This window comes from Pseudanabaena sp. PCC 6802, from assembly GCF_000332175.1.
GTDB lineage: Bacteria > Cyanobacteriota > Cyanobacteriia > Pseudanabaenales > Pseudanabaenaceae > PCC-6802.
The window spans coordinates 4,236,111-4,258,046 of the sequence record NZ_KB235914.1; the positions used below are offsets into that span (position 1 = coordinate 4,236,111).

Annotated in this window: 20 protein-coding genes and 1 pseudogene; 7 read left to right on the plus strand and 14 right to left on the minus strand. The window is 45.6% G+C overall.

Annotated elements, in window-relative coordinates:
* Positions 1-49 precede the first annotated feature (49 nt).
* The gene (gene thrC / locus PSE6802_RS0125620) at positions 50-1,150 is read right to left on the minus strand and encodes a threonine synthase (RefSeq protein ID WP_156815656.1); all 1,101 of its coding nucleotides are present in this window, start codon (positions 1,148-1,150) and stop codon (positions 50-52) included.
* Positions 1,151-1,267: 117 nt separating this feature from the next.
* Here thrC and rfaE1 point away from each other — a divergent pair, with 117 nt between their 5' ends.
* The 4 genes from rfaE1 to PSE6802_RS30360 all read left to right on the plus strand — a co-directional run bounded on the left by rfaE1 (position 1,268) and on the right by PSE6802_RS30360 (position 4,210).
* Entirely contained in the window at positions 1,268-2,287 is a 1,020-nt protein-coding gene (gene rfaE1 / locus PSE6802_RS0125625; RefSeq protein WP_019502872.1) for a D-glycero-beta-D-manno-heptose-7-phosphate kinase, read from the plus strand.
* A gap of 379 nt (positions 2,288-2,666) precedes the next feature.
* The gene (locus PSE6802_RS0125630; protein ID WP_019502873.1) at positions 2,667-3,434 is read left to right on the plus strand and encodes a DUF1350 family protein; all 768 of its coding nucleotides are present in this window, start codon (positions 2,667-2,669) and stop codon (positions 3,432-3,434) included.
* Between the two features lie 23 nt (positions 3,435-3,457).
* Positions 3,458-3,982 (plus strand): hypothetical protein, encoded by a 525-nt coding sequence (locus PSE6802_RS30355; RefSeq protein WP_019502874.1) that lies wholly within the window; start codon positions 3,458-3,460, stop codon positions 3,980-3,982.
* A 33-nt stretch (positions 3,983-4,015) separates the two neighbouring features.
* Entirely contained in the window at positions 4,016-4,210 is a 195-nt protein-coding gene (locus PSE6802_RS30360; protein ID WP_019502875.1) for a hypothetical protein, read from the plus strand.
* Between the two features lie 35 nt (positions 4,211-4,245).
* On the opposite strand, the gene PSE6802_RS0125640 is transcribed toward PSE6802_RS30360, so the two are convergent.
* Positions 4,246-5,487, minus strand: a complete 1,242-nt coding sequence (locus tag PSE6802_RS0125640) for a glycoside hydrolase family 10-like protein (RefSeq protein ID WP_019502876.1) — start codon at positions 5,485-5,487, stop codon at positions 4,246-4,248.
* Positions 5,488-5,568: 81 nt separating this feature from the next.
* Positions 5,569-6,876: a glycoside hydrolase family 10-like protein gene (locus PSE6802_RS0125645; RefSeq protein ID WP_225902710.1), complete on the minus strand. Its 1,308-nt coding sequence runs from the start codon at positions 6,874-6,876 to the stop codon at positions 5,569-5,571.
* 83 nt (positions 6,877-6,959) lie between these two features.
* On the opposite strand from PSE6802_RS0125645, the gene PSE6802_RS0125650 reads away from it, so the two are divergent.
* Positions 6,960-7,769 (plus strand): SDR family oxidoreductase, encoded by an 810-nt coding sequence (locus PSE6802_RS0125650; protein ID WP_019502878.1) that lies wholly within the window; start codon positions 6,960-6,962, stop codon positions 7,767-7,769.
* Positions 7,770-7,913: 144 nt separating this feature from the next.
* On the opposite strand, the gene PSE6802_RS0125655 is transcribed toward PSE6802_RS0125650, so the two are convergent.
* From PSE6802_RS0125655 to PSE6802_RS0125700, 10 genes and pseudogenes are all read right to left on the minus strand, one after another.
* The gene (locus PSE6802_RS0125655; RefSeq protein WP_026103573.1) at positions 7,914-8,345 is read right to left on the minus strand and encodes a hypothetical protein; all 432 of its coding nucleotides are present in this window, start codon (positions 8,343-8,345) and stop codon (positions 7,914-7,916) included.
* A 33-nt stretch (positions 8,346-8,378) separates the two neighbouring features.
* Positions 8,379-9,257, minus strand: coding sequence for an acetylglutamate kinase (argB, locus tag PSE6802_RS0125660; RefSeq protein ID WP_019502880.1), 879 nt, complete (start codon positions 9,255-9,257; stop codon positions 8,379-8,381).
* 103 nt (positions 9,258-9,360) lie between these two features.
* Positions 9,361-9,720 carry a response regulator transcription factor gene (locus tag PSE6802_RS0125665; protein ID WP_019502881.1) on the minus strand — a complete coding sequence of 120 codons (360 nt, stop codon included), beginning with the start codon at positions 9,718-9,720 and terminating at the stop codon, positions 9,361-9,363.
* A 147-nt stretch (positions 9,721-9,867) separates the two neighbouring features.
* Complete coding sequence (locus tag PSE6802_RS0125670; RefSeq protein ID WP_019502882.1) at positions 9,868-11,097, minus strand: two-component system response regulator; 1,230 nt, start codon at positions 11,095-11,097, stop codon at positions 9,868-9,870.
* Between the two features lie 14 nt (positions 11,098-11,111).
* A complete protein-coding gene (locus tag PSE6802_RS30365; protein ID WP_019502883.1) occupies positions 11,112-13,103 on the minus strand; it encodes a histidine kinase dimerization/phosphoacceptor domain -containing protein in 1,992 nt (663 codons plus the stop codon).
* 436 nt (positions 13,104-13,539) lie between these two features.
* Positions 13,540-14,442, minus strand: a complete 903-nt coding sequence (locus tag PSE6802_RS0125685; protein WP_019502885.1) for a hypothetical protein — start codon at positions 14,440-14,442, stop codon at positions 13,540-13,542.
* A gap of 196 nt (positions 14,443-14,638) precedes the next feature.
* Positions 14,639-16,270 (minus strand): WD40 repeat domain-containing protein, encoded by a 1,632-nt coding sequence (locus PSE6802_RS35570; RefSeq protein ID WP_019502886.1) that lies wholly within the window; start codon positions 16,268-16,270, stop codon positions 14,639-14,641.
* Positions 16,247-16,306 (minus strand): annotated as a pseudogene (locus PSE6802_RS36030) (hypothetical protein); the annotation flags it as partial. The gene PSE6802_RS35570 and the pseudogene PSE6802_RS36030, both read right to left, overlap by 24 nt.
* A 15-nt stretch (positions 16,307-16,321) precedes the next feature.
* Positions 16,322-18,682 (minus strand): WD40 repeat domain-containing protein, encoded by a 2,361-nt coding sequence (locus tag PSE6802_RS35580; protein ID WP_019502887.1) that lies wholly within the window; start codon positions 18,680-18,682, stop codon positions 16,322-16,324.
* A 57-nt stretch (positions 18,683-18,739) separates the two neighbouring features.
* Positions 18,740-20,488, minus strand: a complete 1,749-nt coding sequence (locus PSE6802_RS0125700) for an SIR2 family NAD-dependent protein deacylase (RefSeq protein ID WP_019502888.1) — start codon at positions 20,486-20,488, stop codon at positions 18,740-18,742.
* A 67-nt stretch (positions 20,489-20,555) separates the two neighbouring features.
* Between PSE6802_RS0125700 and PSE6802_RS32305 the strand changes: the two genes are divergently transcribed.
* A complete protein-coding gene (locus PSE6802_RS32305) occupies positions 20,556-21,185 on the plus strand; it encodes an IS5 family transposase (RefSeq protein WP_412973438.1) in 630 nt (209 codons plus the stop codon).
* Positions 21,107-21,346 carry a transposase gene (locus tag PSE6802_RS36035; protein ID WP_412973446.1) on the plus strand — a complete coding sequence of 80 codons (240 nt, stop codon included), beginning with the start codon at positions 21,107-21,109 and terminating at the stop codon, positions 21,344-21,346. The genes PSE6802_RS32305 and PSE6802_RS36035 overlap by 79 nt, the downstream gene beginning before the upstream one ends.
* Here the strand turns inward: PSE6802_RS36035 and PSE6802_RS0125710 are convergent.
* Entirely contained in the window at positions 21,288-21,890 is a 603-nt protein-coding gene (locus PSE6802_RS0125710) for a metallophosphoesterase family protein (protein WP_019502889.1), read from the minus strand. The two genes, PSE6802_RS36035 and PSE6802_RS0125710, sit on opposite strands and share 59 nt — an antisense overlap.
* Positions 21,891-21,936: the final 46 nt, after the last annotated feature.

A 21,936-nucleotide genomic window follows, 5' to 3' on the forward strand; every position in this document is an offset into this window, starting at 1 on the left:
GGTAGTCACTAGAGGAGCGATTGCGATTCAAAACCGAATTCCCATCACCTTAAAATCCCATGATTTTGGCTACCGTACTAATTTCCGGCGTTACGCCTTGATGAAACTTGGCTTTGGCACTCTTGACGGCGGTGTCGGGATCTTTCAAACCATTACCGGTGAGGACGCAAACTACGGTGGCACCATTCGGAATGCGATCGCTCACCTTAAGCAACCCAGCCACTGATGCCGCACTGGCGGGTTCGCAGAAAACGCCTTCCTCGGAAGCAAGCAGGCTGTAGGCTGCGATAATCTCGTCATCGGTGACGCTGTTGAATTCTCCACCGCTTTCTGCTTTTACATTCAAAGCCTTTTCCCAATTCGCGGGATTGCCAATCCGAATTGCCGAGGCAACCGTCTCGGGGTGTTCTACTTTAATCCCCGTGACTAGAGGTGCCGCACCCGCTGCCTGGAAGCCCATCATGCGCGGTAGTTTGGTTGCCTTGCCAATGTTGTAATACTGGTTAAATCCCATCCAGTAGGCGGTGATATTACCAGCGTTCCCCGTGGGAATGCACAGCCAATCCGGCGCTTCGCCCAAAGCTTCGACAATTTCAAATGCCGCTGTTTTCTGTCCTTCCAGGCGATAGGGATTCACGGAATTCACCAGGGTAATCGGGTAGTTATCCGCCATCTGACGTACGATTTCAAGGGCGCGATCGAAGTTACCGTCGATCGCAATCACCTCGGCACCGTACATCAAAGCCTGCGCCAGCTTGCCCTTGGCGATATTGCCATCGGGTATCAACACGAACGCTTTCATCCCTCCCCGCTTGGCATAGGCTGCCGCTGATGCGGATGTATTTCCGGTACTGGCACAAATTACTGCTTCTGCGCCAGCCTCCTTCGCCTTCGAGATCGCCATCGTCATGCCCCGATCTTTAAAGCTGCCTGTGGGGTTCAAGCCGTCGTATTTAACCAGAACTTTGATGTCGCGACCGAGGCGATCGCTAAGCGCAAATGCCGGAATTAGTGGGGTATTGCCCTCATGCAGCGTGATAATTGGCGTACGATCGGACACGGGCAAGTAGTCGGCATACTGGCAAATCAGACCTGGCCAACCGTAGGGAAATGTACAAGCAGGATAGCGATCGAGACTAGTTGAGAGCACGCTGATAGGTTTAATTACTGAGTTATTGGACAATTAATAAAGGTTATATTATTTTGCTTTGCTTTTTTGCCTTTAGCTTGCTAGAGAATAATAGTCGCCTTTCCTTAATTATCCCCCATGCTTGCGCCTGATTTCAAAACTGAGCTAGTCAATGCCGCACCAATTTTGCGCCAACTCATCCAAAGCTTTACCAAGCATCGCATTCTGGTCGTGGGGGACTTAACCCTAGATGAATTTTTAACTGGGCAGGTGGAGCGCATTTCTCGCGAAGCCCCAGTACCGATTATTCGTCATGAAGGTACAAAGCAAGTTCCAGGGGGAGCTGCCAATGCCATTTACAATCTTGCCAAGTTGGGAGCCAGCGCGATCGCGGTTGGCATTGTGGGCGATGACATGCAGGGTGAAGCGTTAAGGCAGATTTTTGCGGAGGCAAACATCGACACGGCAGGCTTCATCGTCGATCCGAGCCGCCCTACGGTAACTAAAACTCGCATTTCCGCCCATGCCAGACAATCCGTGACGCAGCAAATCGTGCGGGTCGATCGCAAGTCAGATGCCTTACCTAACGAGGCAGTCCAGGCCCAGCTTGCCGATTTTATCGAGGCAAATTTGGATCGGGTGGACGCGGTGGTATGTTCCGACTACGGCGAAGGCGTAATGATGCCCAGCGCGATCGCGACAGCATTAAAACATTCCTTAACTATTGTGGATGCCCAAAAAGATTTACACCGCTACCAGGGTGCCACCATATTTACCCCCAACCTGCCAGAAGCCGAACTGGCTTTGGGTTATCAAATTGGCGATCGCTTCGACAAAGCCGCACGGGATTTACTCGCTCTGACGAATGCCAAGCAGATTTTAATCACTCGCGGCGAAGATGGCATGAGCCTGTTCGGGCAGGATGGCACGGCAGCAAACATTCCCGCCTTTAACCGCACTGAAGTGTTTGACGTGACAGGGGCAGGAGATACGGTCGTTGCCGCCCTAACTCTAGCTTTAGCTGAGGGTGCAACCTACTGGCAGGCAGCCGTGCTTGGCAATCTGGCTGCTAGCATAGTGGTAAGGCAGTTTGGCACCACCACAACTACCGCAATGGAAATGCTGACAGCCCTGGAGCATCTGATATCGGAATTCTAAACGTTATACTTGAAGGGGCGCAGGGGCACAGCCCCTGCCTGAGTTCTATTCCCCTCTCCCTGAGGGTGAAAATATCCTATGGATCGCGGGTTAAATAAGCTGTAATTTTCGTAGGGTGCGTTACGCCGCGCTAACGCACCGTGTTCGAAGCTTTTGGTGCGTTACGGCTTCGCCTAACACACCCTACTTTATTTAATTCGCATTCCTAAGGGTTGCAGGGGCGCAGCCCCTGCCTGAGTTCTATTCCCCTCTCCCTGAGGGTGAAAATATCCTAAGGGTCGCAGGGGCGCAGCCCCCGCCCTGGTTCTATTCCCCTCTCCCTCAGGGAGAGGGGTTAGGGGTGAGGACATTAAGATTAAGTCATTACAAATTTCTCAATATGGAATGGAAGCAAGTCGAACAAAATTGGGTATTAACACCATCACAGCCTAAAGGGGTAGTGCATTTTTTAGGTGGCGCATTTTTTGCTGCCGCACCGCAAATTAGCTACAGCAGGCTACTCGAAAAACTTGCCAGCCACGGCTACGTCATCGTAGCGACTCCATTTATCAATACATTCGACCACCGACAGATTGCAGTTGACGTGCATCGCTCGTTCCAACAAGCACGCAGCAAACTATTCCTGGATTACTTTCCCATCTTCGGCCTCGGCCATAGCATGGGCTGTAAACTGCATTTACTGATTAATTCCCTATTTCAGTCAGACCGCAGCGGCAACATCTTTATCGCTTACAACAACTACAGTGCCGATCGCTCCATTCCATTCTTCAAGGAACTTGCCAGTACGATTCCAGAGATGTCCACCATGGAATTTGAACCCTCACCTCAAGCAACTTTAGAAATTATCGAGAGGGGCTATCAAATACCCCACAATCTTCTTATCCGCTTCTTCAACGATGACATCGACGAAATTCCCGCTTTATCAAAATTACTGACGCGCAAATTCCCTAGCTCCGTCAAAACTCAGACACTGCCAGGCACGCACCTGACATCTATGGGAGTGGATTTTAACTGGCAAACGGGATCGAGCTTTACCCCGATCGACGCGATCGCCCAGTGGCTCAAACAAGGCATCCATCGCGATAATCATACCTTAGAGCAAGTATTGCTGCGTTGGTTATCTCAGCATGAAGGCGCGATCGTCTGAAAATTCAACCATGAGGTGCAATTATGCAAACAATCTCTGCGGCAAATCTTGACATCACCGATCTGATACAGTCATTCAGCTTAGAACGCTGTTTCGATCGTGAGTTTTTTTCGGAGTGGCAGGAGGATCTCCCCGAGCTATCCGAGACAGAACAGCAAGTACTGGATGAGGTGCGTGCGGACTACGAAAACCTTTCTGCCTATGGGCTGCTCGAACCTCTGGTAAAGATGGTGGTGCTATCGCCATTATTGAAACTAGCGGGTTTCTACCGTCTGCCGTTTCGGGTCGTAGCAGAACAGGAAATGGAGATTCGATCTGATGAGGACGGTATTCAGATTACTGGCAAGATCGATATTCTGGTATTCGTGCCCGAACTATGGGTTACAGTAATTGAGGCAAAACGCACTAGCTATTCGGTCATTAGGGGAATCCCGCAACTGTTGGCATATAGCGGTTTTCACTTGAGAACGGGTTTTATTTTTGGGGTGAAGGGGTGGAACCCCTTCTTGGGGGCAACGCCCCCAAACCCCCTACTCTTTCTGATCTGAAAACCGCTATATCTAGCCAGCCCTAATGTAAGGGTGCCCGCCTACGGATTCATTACCACGGGTTACGAATTTCTATTTCTAAAACTCGAGCGTACTGAGAACGATCCGGAGAAATTTGTTTACGGGCAATCCTATTCTTTAATTATCGATCGCGAAGACGATCTATACCGAGTTGTCAGGATTTTGAAGAAGTTGCGAGATTTGGCGATCGCGCACAGTGCGAAGTAATCTGGTGAGTTCGCTAACCTGAGGCTATGTCGCAATTAACCCCCGCTAGCAATGGTGCGCTTATTGGGGCGGGTGGCAGGAGTAGGGAGCATAGTTTGAAAAGCGGCATCGCGATCGCCCAGACTCTCGTAGAAAAAGAAAGAAAATCCGTGGAACTTGCGATCGCGGGTAGCTTTGACTTGACTGGCAATTTGTTTGATATCGACATTGCGAACGCGCAATCCCGTGAGGATGCCGATGCCCACTGGCATTTTGCGGCGTACTTCCTTCAGATCGGGTTGGTCGATTTCGCGGAGGAAATCTTTGAGCTGGTAGCGGTAGACCTGCACGACGATTTCATTGACGAAGCCCAACCTCACCCACTGCGACCAATTTTGCAAGTAATTCGTATAAGCAAAGTCCTTGGAGTTGGGGGAAAGAGAAATGAGACAGTTGGGCTTGTTGGTTTTGACGGCGGCGAAGATCTCAATGAGCAAATTTGTAATTAAGCGAGTGCGCCAGCGCGTCCATTCTGGATCTTTAGGGTTGTTGGGAGGGCGCTTGCCATTATGTTGTTGTTGATAAAGAGCGACAGTGTAGTCATCATAGCCAAACTCTACTGGTACGCCAAAATGATCGTCAAATTGAATGCCATCAACGTTATATTTGGTAACCACCTCAGTGGCGAAGTTAACCAACATCTTTCGCACCTCTGGGCGGGCAGGATTGAGATAAACTAAACGATGCTGCTGCTTATCGCCCTGAACGATTACGGTGGAACCATCTCGACGGTGCGTCAGCCAGTCTGGATGCTGGCGGACTAGATCCGTTCCCTCATCTGCCATCAGACCGTACTCAAACCAGGGGATCACGCTTAGTCCTTTGGCATGACCGATTTCCACTGCCTCCGCGAGCATATCTCGTCCCTGGAACTGAGGAATTGGCTCCACGGCCTTGCCATACACGCGCTCTGCTGTAGGACTGGGATAAAGCGTATATCCACCATTCCAGATCGTGGGATAGATAGTGTTGAAGTTCAAACGTTGCAATCTTTGCACTGCTTGCTCAAGTTTGGCACGAGAGAAGAGAACGTCGCTATCTACGTTTGTGAGCCATACGCCGCGCAATTCGGTTAAGGGTGGCGCTGTTTGTGAAGTGGATTGAGGTGCGGATGGGTTGACAGATTGAGCGACAGCGAAAAAGGGGACGTTAGCGGCCAGGGCGATCGCTAGACCTAGAAAAATTAATAAAAGCGATCGCACCTGTTTCTGCCAAGTTATTTCACGCGCTTTACGCATATCACACTCCTCAAATTACATATCTATATCCTTTGCCATACCCTTTGTCCAGGATCGACCGATCGCTCCCATTTGGTAAGATTATCCACCAGCCTTTGTGAGTAAGATACTGCGCTTATCAGGTCGCGTAGCCATAGCTGGAAGCATGGTCTGAAAAGCATTGTCGCGATTGCCTAAAGTTTCGTAAAAGAAAAAGGAAAAGCCATGAAAGTTGCGATCGCGCGTGGCTCTAACTTGCCGTTCGATTTGTCCGATGCCGACTTTCTTGACGCGCAACCCGGTGAGAATACCGATTCCGACAGGAATCCTACGGCGCACCCGACGTAGTTCCGGTCGATCTAATTCTTCTAAAAATGTATCTAACCCATCGCGATATACCTGTACTAGCAACTCATCAACAAATCCTAATCCTACCCATCGATACCAGTCCTGAGCATAGTTCTCATATGAAAACTTCATGGGATTGGGCGAGAGGGAGATTATACAATTCGGCTTTGAAGTTTTGACGGCGGAGTATATTCTCACCATCAAATCCGTAATGAAGCGAGAGCGCCAATGCACCCATTCCGGATCGTTAATATCGTCTGGTGGTGGGTTGCCGTTGTGTTGTTTCTTGTAGAGGTTAACCGTATAGTCGTCATAGCCTAACTCGACGGGCATACCAAAGTGATCGTCTATTTGAATGCCATCAACCTTATATTTAGAGACAACTTCAGCAATCATGTCAACCAAAAGATTCTGTACTTCCGGGCGCAGGGGGTTGAGCCAGACAAAGTGATGTTGCTTGCGATCGCCGTAGATAAATACCTTCGAACCATCCTTGCGCGCAGTCAGCCATTCGGGATGCTTGCGAGTTAGTTCGGAGCGTTCCTCCGACATCAAACCGAATTCAAACCAGGGAATTACGGTTAAATTACGGGCGTGTCCCAACTCGATCGCTTCCGCTAACATGTCGCGGTTTTGCAGTTCTGGGATCGGACTAATTGATTCTCCAAATGCTTGTTTTGTCACCATGCTAGGGTAAAGTGTAGAACCCTCATGCCACACTGTGGGATAAATGGTGTTGAAGTTGAGACGTTGCAGTCTTTGAATTGCCGCATCGAGTTTTTGGCGCGAGAAGAGGACATCGCTATCGACATTAGTCAGCCATACACCTCGCAATTCTGATGTGGGTAACCCGGACTGAGCTGCGGCCAAAAACGGAAAATTTGTCGCCAGGGCGATCGCCAAACCCAGGAACATTAATAAGAGCGATCGCCCTCTTCGCCGCCATCTTGCTATGTTTTTTGTTTTCAAAGCCTGCCAGCCCGCTAAACTCTGCCCGTGCATATATCTATACTTTACGTTGCCAAGTATCCGAGATAGCAATTTACCCTGAAGGGTTCCCATATGCAAGATCGATCTGTTAGCCTCATCTACGAGTGCGGTTAAGTGCAACGGCACGTGCAGTATAAGCAAACGGTTATTCCCCTATGAGAACAGTATTAATCACTGGTGCCTCTACAGGTATTGGTAAAGCCACCGCTATCTTGTTTCAGCAACGCGGCTGGAATGTGGTAGCGACTATGCGATCGCCCCAAAAGGCAGCGGATCTGGCTAACCTGGAACGCATAACCTGCTTGCCCCTTGACGTAACCGATCCAGACTCTATCCGCAGCGCGATCGCCACTAGCTTAGAAAAATTCACGACCATCGATGTAATAGTCAATAACGCTGGCTACGGTTTAGTGGGGGCGTTTGAGACTTCCACACGCGAGCAAATTCAACGACAGTTTGACACGAATGTATTTGGCTTGATGGAAGTAACTCGTGCCATTTTGCCGCATTTTCGCGCTCGAAAGCAGGGTGTAATTGTGAATATCACGTCAATGGGCGGTCGCCTCACATTCCCGCTCTACAGCCTCTACCACGGCACAAAGTGGGCAGTGGAGGGGTTTTCAGAAGCTTTGCAGTTCGAGCTGCGCCCCTTTAATATTCGCGTCAAAATTGTAGAGCCAGGGCCAATCAAAACTGATTTCTACGATCGCTCCGCCGATGTGACTGCCAATCCTGAAATTCCTGATTACGATCGCTTTATTGCCAAGGTACTCCCCAAAACCAATCAAGCCGGAGTAGATGGCGCACCACCGGAAGCAGTGGCGGAGGTAATCTACAAAGCCAGTACGGATCGCTCCTGGAAGTTACGTTACCCAGCCGGAGGTATTGGCTCGCTTTTACTCCTGCGTAAATTCTTGCCAGAGGGTTGGTTCACCGCACTGGTAAATCGTTTGCTCGTTGATTAAGGGTAAGTTTAGAAATTCACGCGATGCGTATAGCGTTTTTCAATTGAGAACAGGTTTTATTGACGGGGTGAAGGGGTTCTACCCCTTCTTGGGGGCAACGCCCCCAAACCCCCTTCTCGTTTTCATCTGAAAACCGCTATACTCCTACAATTTAAACGATCGCGTCAGGATCCATCCCAAACCCAGTCCCAGCCAGGAGACACTACCCAGCCACACCACAATTTTGGGTTTGGGTAAGCTTTTCCAGAGATGGTTACCAGCTAGGGGCAAAAGCACAAATCCCAGCCACACCACGACAAATGCGGCGATTTGCGTGTTTTTAATTTGCCCTGTCGCTATGGTCATCGCCAGGGCTAAGCCGCCGCCGACTGCGGAAATCCCAGCTACAAGTGGGAACCCTGCCAAGGCGGAAAATCCAGGCAGGACAAAGGCTGCAACTACAACTGTCGCCCAGATTTTGAATTGACTGGACGAAACCAGCGCAAACTCGGTATACCCCAAAGCGAGAATCACGCCAATTAGGGTAAATAAAAAGAAGATGCCGCCTAGCCACAACCAATTAGAGAGCTTCATCATGATTTGTTTGCGAGAACCAGTTTTAGAGTATCCCTAAACTGAGTAATCTGAGTAATCCGAAGCCAGAAGCATAGAGCCAACCCCAGAATCGGTGAAAATTTCCAGCAGCAGGGAGTGCGGTACCCGTCCATCAACGATATGAGCTGCGCGCACGCCCTGGGCTAGCGATCGCACGCAACACTGCACCTTAGGGATCATGCCACCACTGACAACGCCTTTGTTAATTAGTTCCCGTGCTTGTTGAATGCTGAGACCGCGAATCAAGCTATCGGGGTTTTTGTAGTCTTCTAAAATACCAGCAATATCAGTCAGCAAGATTAACTTTTCGGCTCCGAGCGCTGCCGCCAGTTCCCCCGCTACCGTATCGGCATTGATATTGTATGCCTGTCCTGTTTCGTCGCTGGCAACACTAGAAACAACAGGAATATGTCCTGCCTTAATGAGCGTTTCTAGCAGTCTTGTATCAACGCTACTAACTTCGCCCACAAACCCGATCGCCTCATTGTCATGGGGTCTGGCTCGGACTATGTTACCGTCTTTGCCACATAGTCCAACTGCTGAGCCACCTTCGAGGTTGATCATCTCCACAATTTGCTTATTGACTCGGCCAACCAGTACCATTTCCACCACCTCCATAGTGGCAGCATCGGTCACCCTCAGGCCATTATTGAACTGCGGCTCGATATTTAGCTTGCCCAGCCAGGTATTAATTTCTGGCCCGCCACCATGCACTAAAATTGGGCGAATACCTACCGATGACATAAATACAACATCGCGGATCACCTGCTGCCGCAGCGCCTCTTCCTTCATCGCCGCACCACCGTACTTGACGACAATGGTACGCCCCACAAATTTTTGCAAATACGGTAAAGCTTCGCTCAATACCTGCACGCGATCGTTATCTGTTAACATTCAGCCCCTCAAGAATCCTTTTGCTTTGACTTAGTTTAAATTAATGGCTTAGCCTAAGCAATTAAGGCGGTACTTATTGTTGTTTGCGATACGGGCTTGAAAACTAAATTAGCCCTTGCACGATACCGATCAATTGTTCGGCATCTACTGGTTTAGTGACGTAAGCATCTGCACCTAGATCTAAACTCCAGACCTTGTCAAAGTCAGTATTCTTAGTAGAGCAGACCACAACCGGAATCCGTTTGGTTTTCTCATTCTCGCGCAGCTCGCGCAGCACATCAAAGCCATTCACGTGCTCCATAATGATGTCCAGTACGATCAAATTTGGCTTATGCAGTTCGACATTCTTCATGACTTCATCACCATCATTGGCACGACTAACAATAAAGCCTGCATCTTGCAGAGCGCGGCAGATCGATTCTTGTTGGCTGGCAACAGCATCGACAACTAGAACTTTAGGCATTTGGAACCTCCAATAAATTATTTGCAATGTGGGTTACAACAAGCGGTCTTGGGGGTTCCCCGCTAGAGCCACTGCCGTGTTCCACCCCTTCACCCCAAAAATAAAACCCGTTCACAAGTGAAAACCGCTATAAGCGATCGCATACGCTTACGAGCTTATTTGGTTTAAAAATTGTGCTGCGGGTATGGGTGGGCTAATTAGAAATCCTTGAATTTCATCGCATCCAAGCTGCTGCAAGCAGTCCCGTTCCGCTTGGGTTTCCACCCCTTCAGCCACAACTTTGATGTCGAGCTTGTGGGCTAGGGAGATGATAGAGCTGGCAATGGTAATATCTTTCGGACTGCAATCGATATTTGTGATAAAACAGCGAGCTAGCTTGAGGGTGTCAAAGGGGAAATGATGCAGCAAAAGCATTGAGGAAGATCCCGTCCCAAAATCGTCGATCGCCACGTTGACTCCCAAAGATTTGAGAGCATGGAGTTGCTTAACCGTCCAATCCATATCTTCGATTAAAGTGCTCTCGGTAAGTTCTAACTCAATAAATCTCGGGTCAATTTGAGTATCCTGAAGAATCCGCTCGACTTGAACGTGCAGATGGGGCAACTTAAGTTGAGAGCCTGACAAATTGACGCTAATACTTAAATTTTTTAAGCCGCTTTCCTGAAAGGCTTGCAATTGATCGCAGGCCGCCCTGAGTACCCATTCTCCAATCGGATCGATTAAGCCATTTGCCTCCGAAATCGCAATAAAAGTTGCGGGTAAAACAGTTCCATGTTGCGGTCGGTGCCAGCGCAGCAACGCTTCTGCACTGACAATGCGATCGGTGCGCAAATTGACTCGGGGTTGGTAATACAAGCTAAATTCTTGATTTTTCAGTGCTTGAGATAAGCCTTCGGCGATGCTGCGGTGCTCTTCTTGCAGCCGCTTAAGTTGGTTTAGTTCAGCTTGAGAATCTTCCAGTTGTTCTGCAAAACGTTGTTCTTTTACGACTTCATCGCGATATTTTTGGAGAGCAACCTCAATACTGACTCGCAAGTTTTCAAATTTGAAGGGTTTTACTAAATAGCCATATGGATTGGTTGATTTAGCTCGATCTAATGTTTTGCTGTCAGTATAGGCAGTTAAATAAACTACAGGAATTTGTAACTGATGGCCAATCCGATCTGCCGCTGTGATGCCATCAATAGAACCTTGCAGCGATATGTCCATCAGCACCAGGTTGGGACGTAGCTCGGTGGATCTAGCGATCGCCTCTTCGCCCGATGGCACAATGCCTGACACTTCATAACCTTGCTTGCGAAGATGCTTGGCAATGTTTTCCGCTGCCAGGATTTCATCTTCCACAATCAAAATTTTAGATGGAGTTGTAGTTGTCATCTTTGAGAGTTTCCTTAAAAGCGAGGTTTGTACTTTAGCGGTTCAAATGCAAAATGGAAGAAAACACCATTTGCGAAGGCATGGTGCATATCTGCTCTTAACTGTTGCGAAAACAGTCCGATCAATTTCAAGCCTAGGGAATTAGAATTCTGCCAATCCAAACTATCGGGGATGCCAATACCATTGTCCCAGACGTATAAATGCAGCTTCTGTTCGGCCTCTTGATGGAGTTCGATATGAATTTCTCCAGGCTGACGATTTGGGAAAGCATACTTGAGAGAGTTAGTCACCAGTTCGTTGATCAATAATCCACAGGGAATTGCTGTTTCTATAGCTAATTTCACGGGTTCGATCTCTAGAATTGCTCGAACGTTGCCATTAACTTCACTATAAGAAAGCAGCAAATTCTCAACCAAGCGCTGAATATAATCATCAATATTGATAAAGCCCGAATGTGCCAATTGATAAAGGTGGTCGTGGATTAGTGCCATTGCTTGAATGCGATCTTGACTATCTGACAAAAAAGACAAGACTCGCTCGTCCTCAATGGAGTCTGCCTGCATATCTAGTAAGTTGGAAATCACGTGCAGATTATTCTTCACCCGATGGTGAATCTCCCGTAGAAGAATTTCTTTCTCTGCTAGCGAAGTTCGCAGTTCTGCCGTGCGTTGTTCAATGCGCGATTCGAGTTCGACATTGGCTGCTTCCAGTGCCTCGAAGGAATCCTGCAACTTTACTGACATGCGATTGAACGATTCTGCTAATTCCTCCACTTCACTGATTTGAGGCAACCACGACAAAGGAGGGATAATATCAACGGTTTGTTTTAGATCTCCTTCAGTAATCTCCTTGGATGCTTGGCTTAATTGTAGAATTGGAGTTGCTAACCAGCGGGCTGTGAGGGAGGTCATAAACATGGATGAGAAGAATGCTGCCAGACACAACAGGATTGTAGAACGTGTATTAGCGCGAATGTGCTCCATAAAGTCCGATTCGGGTATTACGATCGCGATCAGCCAATCTAAGCCCATCTCATCTCGCCAGGGTAACACCTGCACGAACTGCTTTTCGCCTGCAATGCTAAATTCCATCTCCCGATCGGCTTGAATGGTAGCCAGATCGCCAAATTGTCCGACCAAATGCGCTGCTGTGGCTTTAACCAGGGGATCGCCACTTTGACTGGCTAAGATCCGCTTTGCCTCTCCATTTGCGAGTGCAAACGAAGGATGTGAGGAGGAACTAGCTACTAGAAAACCCGAGCGCTCCACGATGAAGACAACGCTCGATCGCCCGATCTGGATCTGCCTCAAAGAATTAGACATATCTGAGATAACTCGATCGACTCCCAAAACTCCAATTAGCTTGGATCGAGCATCATACAGAGGATAGCTAGCAGATATCGCTAGCACACCGGGCATTCCGTCCCATTGATAGACATCGCTCCAAACGGGCTTACTCGCTTGCACGGCATTGGCGTACCAACTTTCCAGTCGGTGGTTGTATGGGTATTGGTTTAATAATTTCGTGCGATTTCCTTTTGAGTCAGTGGCATATTCGTAAAGCCTACCGGGACGATCGCGAGTTAACAGGTCAATCCCAAATTTGCCGTTGGGCTTGCGTTCTGCGCCTACTAATTCTCCTGATGGAGTGCCAAAGTTAATGTAACTCACATGGAATAACTGCACTTGCTTCCAGAAAAAGCTTCCCATGTTGTCCATGTTGGATAGCTTCAGCAGCCCAGACTGTATTGCTTGCTTGTTAATCTGATTGATTACTTTAGGAGCAGATAGGTAGTCTTCCAGGTTGTGAGAGACTGTGTTAGCTGCTTGACGCTGTAAATTCGTTACTAATTCTTTAATAGCTTGTTGCCCGTGTCTAAAAGACAGCCATCCAACCAAACCGACAGCTCCACAAATTTGTAGCACAAACGCGATCGCTAGAATCGATTGCAGTGAGGCTTTGCGTGTTTGCTTTTGGTTTTGGTTCAAAATAATTGTGAAAGGCATGTTCTATCCTGCGAGTTGCAGTCCGTCTGGTTACATTCAGCAAATGGTGCTGTTTGATTGCTTCAACTCTAGGATTTTCTTGAATATGCTTCAGTAAGGATTGGTGCGATCTTTAGGTAAGCAAAGGTGTCATTTTCTTGTCATATGGTTTGGGTAGGTGTGTAGTTCCTACCCGTATCCGCATTAGCTACCATCGCAACGATCGATAAAATTTTCTATATGGGGGATGTGTGTGGTATCCTCTGCGCGCTATCTGTTGAGTCACAAGATGGTGAGAAAAAGCCCAATCTGGTAGTAATTTCGATTACGCACCTGCAAATCGACTCTAAGCATCCCCTCGCTGCAAAATTTCGGGAATATCAGAAAAAACGCCTCATACGCATGGCTATGTTCGAGAAACTGCAAGGGCATCCCCCTGGGAAAGGAAAAAGGGTCGTTAGCGTTCGATAGATGCGTCTTGGTCAGATTTGAGCTTACTCTTTTGGTAGGCTAACGTGGCGACTAACTCTTCGATCTGATAGCGTTTATAACGCTCCGCTTCACGCCAACAGGTAATTGTCAGCAGCACTAAGGTGCCACAAAGGGTAATCCCTGTAAATGGATTTAGTTTTGGATTGATGCCCCACAGTCCTAAAGACCAGGCAATGACGATGATTAACCAAACAATTAATGCAGTTGCCAAGCCATCATAGGTTGCTGCCATAAACCAGTAGCGGTTTAGAAGTGTATAGGAGGCTATTAAATCTGGGGATTGCCGTACTTCCGCCCATAGCCGGGTGTAAAGGCGGCTAGTTGGGGCTCTGTCTTTTGCTTTTCTTAAAGGATGGTTGTGTTTGTGAACTCGATATTGTCGTGAGAGGTTAAGGCTTTTGATTTCCTGGCCTTCGGGTCCAACTTGATAGGCTATCTCCGCCAAACTGGATTCATCCACGCCTTCATCCTCTTCATCAGAACCGATATACTTGTTAACAAAGTCTTGCTTTGAAAGGGCATGGTCTTTCAGAACAGCTAATAAGAATTCTGATGATTGGACAGGACTTTTTTGATAACCGCGACGTTTGCAAAGCCACTCTTGGAAACGTTCAAATAGAGTTGTGCGAACCCATCTGCCAAAAGCAAAGCAAATCATGCCCAAAACATAGCACGCCAGCACGATGACCGCGATTCCCCAACCCTGGGTGAGTTCGCTGGGCACGGCTCTGCCAGCTAATTGAATCCAGACAAAGGCAAAGGCACCCAGGCAGGTTGCACCTGACACGAAAAGAGAGAGGAAGTCGATGCCAAAGAGATAGCCGAAATTGTCGATGATTATCTTCAGGACTTCACCTAGTTTTTCCATGATTTAGCAGTTCCCCTATCTTATGTTTTAGTCCCTAATTCGCTAACCTCTATTTGATTCTATAGCGGTTATCATATCTATGAGGTACAGTACATACTTTGTTTTTTGTTGATGGTTGATTGTTCATTGTTGATTGGGTGTACCTCATGAGTCACAGAATTGCTATAATCGCTCAAAATTGTCCCGTTAGCCTAGCTTAGAAATGTTTTTTCTTATCTCTATGTTGTAGATTATCATCAACTGATTCTATTGAGCGATCATAGCGATACCTTCGATACTCTGGAGATAATTTGTATTTAATAGTTCTAGGCTTATTGTCAGTATGAGAAATCTGCAAATAACCTAACAATCGGAGAGTTTCTAAGACAAGATATAACTTTTCAAATTCTTCATCGGATGAATTCCAGAAACCCGCAATTTCTACTTCAGAGATACCAGCATCAGAAGAGTGTTCTTCAAGAATTTTGAGAATTTCTTTTTGATTAGAGCCTAGCATTTCTTTTTGACTAAAATCGGGAGAACACAATAGCTTTTTACATTCCTTTGCCGCGTTAATTAACATACTTTGGGTAGACACTATACTAGTATCTGAGCTTTCTGAAGTCGGAAAGTTTTCCATTGGCAGGCTTGAACTTACATATTCCTTCCATTCATCATTACTGATATCTCGCCAGACTTTTTGTTGAACCATTGCTGCAAGACTGTCGGCCTTAGCAATCCAAACTCGAATTTTTCCATCGTTACTTCCTGAAGCTAAGAACTGTCCATCTGGACTAAATGCAACAGAGGAAACAACATTTTCAGATTTGGGTTCAGCTTGAGTAGAAACTGTCAACAGAATTGGCAAAACTGTAGGATTAGCACTCGCTTCACTAAGATTCCATAGCCAGATTCCTTCCGGTTGCGATGAGTTTTGTGTCTCAGGCCACCTTCCTATTGCAAGCATATTCCCATCCGGGCTATATGCAATGGAACTCCCCTTAAAGTTATGTCCGCCTAAAATAATAGGATCATTGATCTCGATGGATGCAGCTCCTTCATCTTTGATTAAACCCCATAGACGCAATGTTTTGTCTTCACTAACAGAAGCCAACTGATACTCCACTTTATTGTTAGTTTGTGCCTCTGTATCTTTTTGCCCTTTCGGACTGAAGTTAACTGAAAAGACCTCACTCTGTTCATGTCCTCCCTTTAAGTCAATCACAGGATTTGACTGAGCAAGGTCGCTTGGACAGATCGCTCGTTTTGGCTTTTGTTTCCCATCTACTTTGCCTAATACTGAGAGGATTTGATTGATATCCCATAGACGAATTGTTTTCTGGTTTGATTTTCCATCTGTCCAAGAACCTGATACTAGATACTTACTATCAGGACTGAATGCCAATGTTCTGACTTCACTTTCAAAAAATCCCTCAAATTTTGAAAACAATTCCAAGGATGTAAGATCCCACAATATTAGAGTCTTATCCCAACTCCCGGAAGCTAGCCACTTCCCATCGCGGCTAAAAGCAATAGCCCTAACTTCACCATCATGACCTGGTAAGAATGTAGGGATTACTTGAAGCTGATTTAGATATTCTTCAGATTGATCGATACGATCTTGAAATTCTCTTAGGTACCACAGTCTGACTTTATTATCTTTATCGTAACCGCCAGAAGCCAGAATCCTGCCATCAGAACTGAACGCCAGAGGACTGTTACCATAACGTGCGTCCGGCAAAATCATTGGGGAAGACTGAGGCTTCGTCAAATCCCATAACCGCACAGTATCGTTTCTTTTACAATCCAAGCTTGTCCGATCCCAACCGCCGGAAGCCAGCCATTTCATATCTGGGCTGAAAGCAACTGCCCTAACGGGGTAACCATCATGTGCTTCCCACTATAGGTAATCAGTCCGATCGTTTTTAACTTCCCATAGACGCACTGTCGTATCCTCACTCCCTGAAGCCAGAAAACTGTTATTACAATTAAAGGCTAAACAATTAATCTTCTTCTGGTGGCCGCGCAAAATTGCAGTAAGAGAAAGACGATCGCTTTCAACTTGCCATAGTTGAATAGTTGCATCCTCACTCCCAATAGCCAAAAGCTTTCTATCTGAACTAACTGCAATTGCACTTATAGCGGATTGATTATGGGCGTTTCTCAAAGTAATTCCAGTCTCTAAGTCCTGCCACTGGATAATTCCATCTCTATAACCAGCAACTAGAATTCGGTTGTCTTGACTAAAAGCAATGGCCGAAACTGCATAGTCGTTTCGATCCTGATCGATATCAAGCTGAGCAGTTTCATCAGTCCTGCTATTCACAATCTGTATGGTGACTTCGAATAGATATATTTTTAGCCCCCGAAGCTCTACTGCTACTGTATCTTGGTCGGGGTCGGATGCAGAAGTACAAATCTCTAGAGATTTACTTAGCAAGGTTTGATGTTCAGCACCAAGTTTGACATCATCACCCGAATCAGGCAAGAAGTTATTATAGGAATCTATCTTTAGATCACCATTCTGGATGGCAACAGATAGTATAATCGGTTGCTTTTTCTCTGATCCAGGGTCTTTAGGTGAAGAGTCAAATTGCCGTAAATTCCAATGCAAAATCTTATCCTCAATATCTGCTGCAATAAGTTGCTGCCCATCTGCACTAAAGGCAACCGCCACAACTTCTCTCTGATGCCCTTCAAGGAGAGTACTAAAATATGGAATTCTCAATGCTTCACGAAGTGCTTGATCAACTCGACTAAGCATGGGTAAACTACTTTCCTCATTCCAAAAATAAGCTCGCAGGGCAAGCAGAGCACTTAGCTCATCATTAGCTCCATCATGTTCTTGAATGTGACCATCTTCTTGCGAGAGAGCATACGATTCTTTAGCCAAGGTAATAGCACGTTGAGCAATTGTTGAAATCCGAGATAGTTTAAACTTTTCCTGTTCTTTTTTATAATCATTTAGCCAATTCAAAATTACTTTGGCATAGGCAGAAAACAGAATTTCGTATCGAGTACCACCAATTGGCCGCAAAATTCGAGATGGATCATCTTCATTAAGAGTGCCTAAAAGTTTTTGAAATTGATCCTTATCAAGTTTTCGGTGAGGAAGAAATTGATTGTCATTTGTATATTCAAATAAATCGCTAGCATTGTGAGAAATTGAAGTGCCAGATGGTGTAACCAGATGACGGAAAATAGAAGCTACAGTTCTTCGGTCGTTTTCCGTATCTAGTAATTTTAATCGTGTCTTAAGATGCTGCTCGATAATCCCTTTTGTTCCATCTAGTTCATCTAAGGTCGCAATCCGCAATTTATGGGAGCCAGGTTCTTCTTGTTCCTTTTCCCATAGTTTCCTCATTACAAGCTGTAGATAAGCCGCTTCAATAGTCTTGCCATCATTATCATTAGCAATTTTCTCTACAATAGATTCACTGAATTTGTCTTCAATCTCAAATTGCTGCTCAGATGATACTTTCTTGTTGTACCATTCGGTAATTGGTTTTTCTATGGCTTCGATCGCTTCACTTGCTGTTAATTGATCAAGAGAGATTCTATTATCAAACCAACGAGATATTCTTCCCTTGAAAAAACGATCGGCTTTGGCTAGTAAATCTTCTCGAATTGAAACAAGGAACCTTACAGGCATTTCAGAATAATCATAATCTTCAATTACACGAGTAAATCCATTAACAAATGTTTCTCTTGAATGTTGATCTTCTTGGCACGAGAAATAATCTTCAAATTGATCGAGAATTATATAGAGTTCGCCACAGTTATCTCCCCCAAGGCACTTCGTCCATACCCGAAGGTACTCAACAAATGGAAACTTCAAATCTGGTGCTAAGATTTTAAGCGTTTTCTTTTCTTCGCTATTTTCCCAACCTTCACCCTCAATTGAAGGATCAATGCATTTAATGCCGTTGATTTGTTGGATATCCTTTTTAATTTGGCATTTCAATTTTTCTAGAGGGTTGTCAAACCAGTCTCTAAAAACAACAATACCAAATTTGGGGTTGCCATTCTGCAGATTGCGTTCTGCTTCCCGACGCAGTACAGAAGCAACACCAGCTCTAAGTAGGGAACTCTTTCCAACACCACTCACTCCATAAAATACTGTCAATGGGGAGTTCTGCAAGTTGAGCTTAACAAGTTTTTGAAGGTTTGTGCGTCCGAAAAATCGCTCTGAATCTAAATCTGTCTCAGAGTAAGGTATAGGTCCTTTATAGGGGTTTCCAATTGGATTGGCTAATATCATATACTCACTCCTTGAGGTATTATTTCACTTTCTCAGCTAACTCATGCGTCTTTGTTATTAAAGAGAGTCAATTTGCTTAGTTAACTCATCAACGTAGGTTTTCAAAGAGATTTGCAAGGGTTCAATCCCTAAAGAGTTCCAAAATTTCTGATCGAGTTGATCAGGCGTAGATACCACCCTCTGAATTGACCAACAGTTTTTTAATTGTTGGTTCGGCCATAGGCGATGCAGAATAATTCTATGATTCCAGTCGCTTAGTCCAAAACCCAAAAATAAGAGATGATTCCTCTCTATATTAATTTTGTCTTTTAAGCTAACGTGTAACAATCGATCAATGTTTCTTTCTACTAGGTATTCGATGAAATTATCCTCAGTAATCACTAATCCTTCGTTCTCATTCATATGGTCGGTTGTACCGTAAAGCTTCAAAATTACAGGTCGCTCTTCAAATGATATTCCTAGAGAGAGATCATTTGGATCTGTAATCGGGGCAATTTCTCCATTCGGCTTCCTGTGCAAGAACTGGTCTTTCCCCTTCACTGAATTCATATAAAAAACTAGGTCATATTCTTGGTTCGCTCTTTTAAAGGCTACCTCTAATGCAGTATCGTAATTGGTCGTTATTATCAAAGGATAAGGAAGAGTGAAACCTTTAGCCTTTAAGCTCTTTGGAAGATGGGCAAAGAAGTCGAGCACTGGATTTGTCTGGTATTCAAAATCCTTTGATTCATTTGATTTATCAACATGAAAAATCTTCTCTAGTTCCTCCAGAAGCTTATTCGACCCGTCCGAAGTAAGATTGGCATATTGTGATGAGGAGTGTAGGGGGCTTCTACCCACTATCATGTGTTTGGACTTGACTTTTGTATCCGACTCCATTCTGGGGCAATAAATATATGCGTTCTCATCTAGAAACTCATCTCTGAACCAGCATTCTTTTGGCGGTAATTCGTGTTCATCATTAACGCTACAAAGGGGGCATCTAAATTTCTTGCTTTTATGGGGCAAGCCAAACTTTTGAATTAGATGCAAAGCCAATTCCCTACTTGTTGGAGGAAATTTAGAGTGAAGTTCCCAATCGATCACTTCATCATCATCTTGTCCTCCTCGACCATATAAGTTAACTTCTGAACCTAAAATTGCTACAAGTGCACCCTCTTTAATAGCTTTGACTACATCGTCATAATGCGATTCATCTGGGCAGCTTGAACTATTTTTAGGGGGAGGAGCAAATGGCTTTCTTAGCTTAAATGTGGCTGGGGAGGTATAAATACCTCCACTTAAATCGTTGTTGACATTATCTGCTTCTAATCGAAATGCCCTGTTAGGAGATCCCGGCCTATATCTTGGCCAATGGATCATATTTCCCTCTTTTTCACCATTGTTGAACTCGATTTTGCTAGCAACGTAACCGTGTGAACGTTGAACTTCTTGATTTCCTTGATCCGTAAAACACGTCTCTAGTCCGAAGAGTGAAGGAGCCTGCATTGTACGTCTAATCCAACCACTGCCTTGTTCAACCCCTGTATATCGAGTCTCATGCTCATGTCCGCACAGGTGTACTACAAAGTAGTTTGAAGTATGAATGAGGTTCTCTAAATGGTCCTTAGAGCTGCTGTCTAACCAAATTGAAGGGTGATGGGTCATCAGTAAATTAGCATGGTGCTTTTCAACCCATTTATCTCCCTCACGTAAGCAGGCTGCATGAAATTGTCTAGAACTCAGACCAAGACGCTTATTATAGTTACCATTGTCGAGTTGGAGGAAGCTTGTATTGAGTCCTACTACTCCTAACTTAGAAGCCATTTAGGAAGTAAAAGGCGCACCAAAAGCAGGTATAAATACTGATGAAGTCTAGTATAAACCTGAAGAGATGCGCCGATCCTATAATACCGATTTATCCAACCAAGAATGGGAAATTATCGCACCCATGCTACCCAAACCATCAAAATGGGGTAGGCCACCCAAAACAAATATGCGAGAGTTACTGAATGCCATTTTCTATATACTCAAAAATGGTTGTACATGGCAGAATCTACCCCATGACTTTCCGCCTTACTCAACGGTCTATTTCTACTGGCAAAGGTGGGAAAGAACTGGGCTACTGGAGGAGATTAATCGCAAATTGAGCCAACAATTTAGGGAAAAGGTTAGTAAAGAGGCGACCCCAAGCTTGGTGAGTATCGATAGCCAGAGTGTGAAGACAACAGAAAGTGCGGGCAGTCGAGGTTTTGATGGCGGTAAGCAAATCAAGGGCAGAAAACGCTTCGCTATGGTTGACACCTTGGGCTTAGTTGTAAAGGTGTTGGTGTGTGCAGCTAACATCGGTGAAAGAGCAGGAGCTAAGCAGTTGTTACAGAATCTCACATCTCCATTACCACGATTAGAGAAATTCTGGTTGATGCTGGATTCTCTGGTGATGAAATCACACAATGGGTCAACGACAACTTCGGATGGCTTTGGGAAGTTAGCAAACGGGCAGACAATCAGAAAGGTTTTGTAGTGGAGTCAAAGCGTTGGGTGGTAGAGCGAACCTTTGCTTGGTTAGGTAATTGTCGTAGACTAAGCAAGGATTATGAATTTTATGAGCAAATGTCTGAATCGTTTATTTACTTGGCTTTAATCCGCAAAATGCTAAGAAATCTGGCAACTGCGACTTCCTAAATGGGTTCTTAGCTCCGTCTTTGTTTTCAATGGTTACAGAGAAATCTCCTGGTAAAATACCATCACAGATATTCTTTGGTTTATATTCCTGCTCTTTCCACCAATCACTGTAGTTTTTAAAGGCTTCATTGATGACTTCTCGGTAATCGGATGTTTTTTTAAGATCCCAAAAGTCATCCCATACTTCTTCATGTTGTGACCACTTTAGAAGGACAGCCACTGCCGGTGCCTTAGGATTCTCAGGCCAAACCAAGTCATGATTTCCTGGAACTGCAAGCAGTTGGGGGGTGGTAGATTCAAGGTGTCCAAGCTTTGCGAATTCTTCCCACAGCTCATTCAAAAATTCATCAACTTGCTTAAACTGCTCCTTGCTGCCAGAATGTGTCAGATCGCCAGTGAATAAAACTAAATTCCATGGGCCGCACTGTGTATACAACTTTCCCACGTCTTCAAATATTACTTTTTTTATCCTGGACCAGGACTCTGCTTGTTCTGGCATTCCTCGATGTAGGTCTGAAAAGTGTAACCAACTGAAGCTTGTCATGATTTACTCCCTCCGTCAGCACTACAAAATGTTCTTCCCAAAAACC